A 3,704-nucleotide genomic window follows, 5' to 3' on the forward strand; every position below is an offset into this window, starting at 1 on the left:
AGCGTGATCGTCGACGACTTCTCGCCGGACGGGAGCCAGCAGGTCATCAGCGACACGGTCACCTTCACCGCGGAGGCAACAGAATGACGCGACTCAAACTCGTCGACTTCGTCGCGAAGAACGACGACGTCGAACTGGAGGACTTCTCACCGCAAGCACAGGAGCGGATCAACGACGCGCTCGCGAACCTCACCGACACCGAGGGTGGTCCCTCCCCGGGTGGTGCCGGTAACATCATCGTCTCGAAGACCCGTGATTCCTCCGAAGACGGGATCTTCGAATCGATACAGAGCGCGATTGACGACGAGGGAACCGAGTCGGGCGACACGGTCTTCGTCGAACCCGGCACCTACTCGGAGAACGTCAGTATCGACGAATCCGGCCTGACGCTGCGGGCGGCCGGTCCGAACGAGACGGTGGTCGACGGGCGGGTCGAAGCCGTCGCCGACGGGGTTACGCTCGACGGGTTCACCGTGTCGCCGCCCGACCCTGGTGACACCGAGGGAGCGGACGAGGCGATCCGTGTCGACGGCGGTGCCGACGGCGTTGTGATAGCGAACAACGTCGTCGAAGACTTTGCCCGCAACACTGGAAGTAGTTTCACTGGTATCGACGGCATCAATCTCTTCGGGGGCGAACCGGATGAGAGCCCGGACCCAATCAAAGACGCCATCGTCCGGAACAACGTCGTCCGAAGGTTGCAGAACACGGGCGGACCGGAAACCGATTTCCCCGGTGGTGCCGCCGGTATCAGCGTACAGGGGAATGTCAAGAACCCGACCGTCGAAAATAATACTATCGAGAATGTCGGGCAGGAGGTAACCAATTTCGCGTTCGGTATTGTCGTTCGTGGCACGGAGAACAACGATCAGACCCCGACCGGCGTGACGATCAAGAACAACGATGTCGACAGCGTTCTCTCCGACCCGGAGAGCCCGACAGTGGGTGTCGGTGTTGGTCTCGAAGCCGGCAGCGCGGGAGACGTGACGTTCACCGGCAACGATATCAGCAATACCGAATTCCTGCTTGAGGACAAGACCACGACGGTCGATTTGAACGACTTCGTCAGCAACAACACGATCGACCGAGGGGCACTTCTGGAGGACGGGAATTTCGAGAGCGAACCTGGCGGCGCCCCGGCGCGGAACGTCATCTTCGACAGCATACAGTCTGCTCTCGGGTTCGCCGATCCCGAATCCACGATCGAGGTCGTGCCCGGAACGTACGACGACGAGAGCAGTTTCAGCGGGGCAAACGGTCTCCAGATCGGGTCACAGGATGCTGGCACCGATTCCAGTTCGGCGCCACGAGCCGATGTCAGCATCATCGGTATCAACGGCCGGCCGACGATCGACGGATGGGTCCAGATTCTCGACCCCGGCATCACTTTCGAGGGGTTCGAGGTGACCGGCGAGGTGTTCGGGTACGGGCTCGCGGCGTTCGAGCCTGATGTTACGGTGCGCGATGTGACGATCAGCGGCGTGACGAACGGGCTGTTCGTTCCCTCGGCTTCGAATGTCGTCGTCGAGAACTCTACGGTCGAGAACTACTCGTTCTACGGCGCGGTTGTCTCCGGACGCGGCGAAGCGTTCGGTGACGCGGAGCCTGCGATTCGAAACACGACGTTCGACGGAGCGTCCGGCGGCGGCGCGGTCGGAATCGGAATCGTCCAGACGAACGGCGATATCAAGGGTAATACGATAACCGGGAACGAGTTTGAAGAGAACGATGGCGTTGGCGTCGCCCACTTCTCGGGGGCCAATGTAAGTATCATGAGGAACACAATCGCGAGCAACGACGACGGAGTCTTTCTCGCAGGACCAGACGCAGCGACTGTCAGCGCCACCAGTAATGACATCGTGAATAACCGTGTCGGCGTCGCGAACGAGACAGAGGATGAAAACCCAGACTCGGTGAACGCGACTGGCAACTGGTGGGGTAGCGCTGACGGCCCCGGTCGGGGGACAAACGACATAGCCGGGACGCAAGGGCCGGTCGACGCGGATCCATGGTCGACGGAGCCCGGACCAAACTGGAATACGGACGGTACGTCTGACTCGACCTCGTCGACCGAAACGGCCGGATGGCGAGAGTGGCAGGGACCGATGCCGCCGTCCGATCCCGATCCGGCGGAGTGACCGGTTCGGTCCGACCCACGTCGGCGTTTCGGCGGTTCGATTCCGCCGGTGGGTTCTTTACCCGAGAACAGGCAGGTACTCCGGGCGGTGACGCTCGGTAACGGAGGTCCGAAGTGGTGGAACGGAACGTGACGCTCGCGCTGGTCGGAATCGTCGCGGTGGCGGCAGCCACGCTGCTCGTCGGCACGGGCGGCGCTGACGTCGTCTCCCACGACGAGACCGACGTCCTCGAACTCGAACCGGCGGGCGAGGGACTCTACGCCCAAATCGACGACGAGACCGGCGAGATCCGCATCGTCGTGACCGGCGGGAACCCGGCGCTGAACGCCGAGGGCGTCAACGGCGACGCGGTCACGAACCTCGGGCCGGTGTTCACCGTCGAGAACGTGCTGGAGGCCGACAGCAACGCGACGGTCTGGATCGCGGACGGGAGCGACGCCGTCGAGTTCTACGAACCCGGGGCGGGCACGATAGAGGGCGAGGACGAAGGGGCGGAGCTGCAGCCCGGTGACGCCGCCACGGTCGCCATGCGCGTGGACACGCGGGAGGTGGACAGCATCACGCTGGACGGCATCGAGGTGCTGGCGACGCTGGAGCCGGCAGTCGACGAGGACGAGTCCGGGCCGCCGGACGACCCCGGCGACGACGCTCCGGAGGGCGGCGACCCAGACGACGGTGGGGAGTCGGACGACCCCGGCGACGATGCCCCGGAGAACGGCGACCCGGACGACGCCGGCGGTGATACGACGAACGATGTCCGGACCGCGACGCCGGCGGCCACCGGGACGCCGACGCCGACGCCGACGACCACTCCGACCCCGGCCGAGACGGCCGGCGGGACGCCGACGGGTGGTGGCGGGACGGCATCACCGACCCCGGCGGAGTCGGCGCCGACCGCGTCGGAGCTGCCCGAGGTGGCCGGGGTCGCCCTCCTGCCGCTCGGTGCGGTCGTCGCGGCGGTGCTCGCCACGCTGGCCGTCATCGCGGGCTACCGGTATCGGTGGTGAGGCGCCGTCGTGCCGACGTCCGCGTCGGTGCGGAGCGGGTAACGGCGCGGGCGCGCCGACCGATGCGGAGGCGCTCGGCGTGTGCGGCCACGGCTCGCCCGCCGAGGTAGTGCGAGCGGCTTTATACGCACGCCACGAAGGTTCGTCTAGTGAATCCGGTCGAAGAGCACCCCAGCGAGCCGTTCATCGGGCGTCTGCGGTCGGCGGTCACCGCGGCGGAGGTCGCCGTGCTGAGCGTCGTGCCGGCCCTCCTGATCGGCGTGTTCGCGCTGCCCGCAGGGACCCGCGAGGCGCTGGTGTTCTCCTACGCCGAGCCGACGCTCCGGACGGCGTTCGCGGCGAACTTCGTCCACCTCGAGATGGGGCACCTGCTGACGAACCTGTTCGGCTACGGGCTCGTGGTGCCGGTAGTGTACCTGCTGTCCGTGCTCTCGGGCCACCGCAAGCGCTTCTGGGTCGCCTTCGCGACGTTCCTGCTGGCGTTCCCGGTCGCGCTGTCGTACCTGAACCTCGCGGTCGCCCGTCCGGGCGGCACGGTCGGGTTCTCCGGCATCACGAT

General features: G+C 65.9%; 2 protein-coding genes and 1 pseudogene. All 3 read left to right on the plus strand.

Annotation, left to right across the window (positions count from 1 at the left end):
* Window positions 1–83: 83 nt before the first annotated feature.
* Window positions 84–2,138, plus strand: coding sequence for a right-handed parallel beta-helix repeat-containing protein (locus tag Q0925_RS11430; RefSeq protein ID WP_299335613.1), 2,055 nt, complete (start codon window positions 84–86; stop codon window positions 2,136–2,138).
* 116 nt (window positions 2,139–2,254) lie between these two features.
* Complete coding sequence (locus tag Q0925_RS11435) at window positions 2,255–3,145, plus strand: hypothetical protein (RefSeq protein WP_299335615.1); 891 nt, start codon at window positions 2,255–2,257, stop codon at window positions 3,143–3,145.
* 149 nt (window positions 3,146–3,294) lie between these two features.
* Window positions 3,295–3,704 (plus strand): annotated as a pseudogene (locus tag Q0925_RS11440) (hypothetical protein); the annotation flags it as partial.

The sequence above is a fragment of the Haloplanus sp. genome (assembly GCF_028275055.1).
Lineage (GTDB): Archaea > Halobacteriota > Halobacteria > Halobacteriales > Haloferacaceae > Haloplanus.

Coding starts and splice junctions, on each gene's coding strand:
- Q0925_RS11430 (WP_299335613.1), top strand. CDS start 84: ATGACGCGACTCAAACTCGTCGACTTCGTCGCGAAGAACGACGACGTC.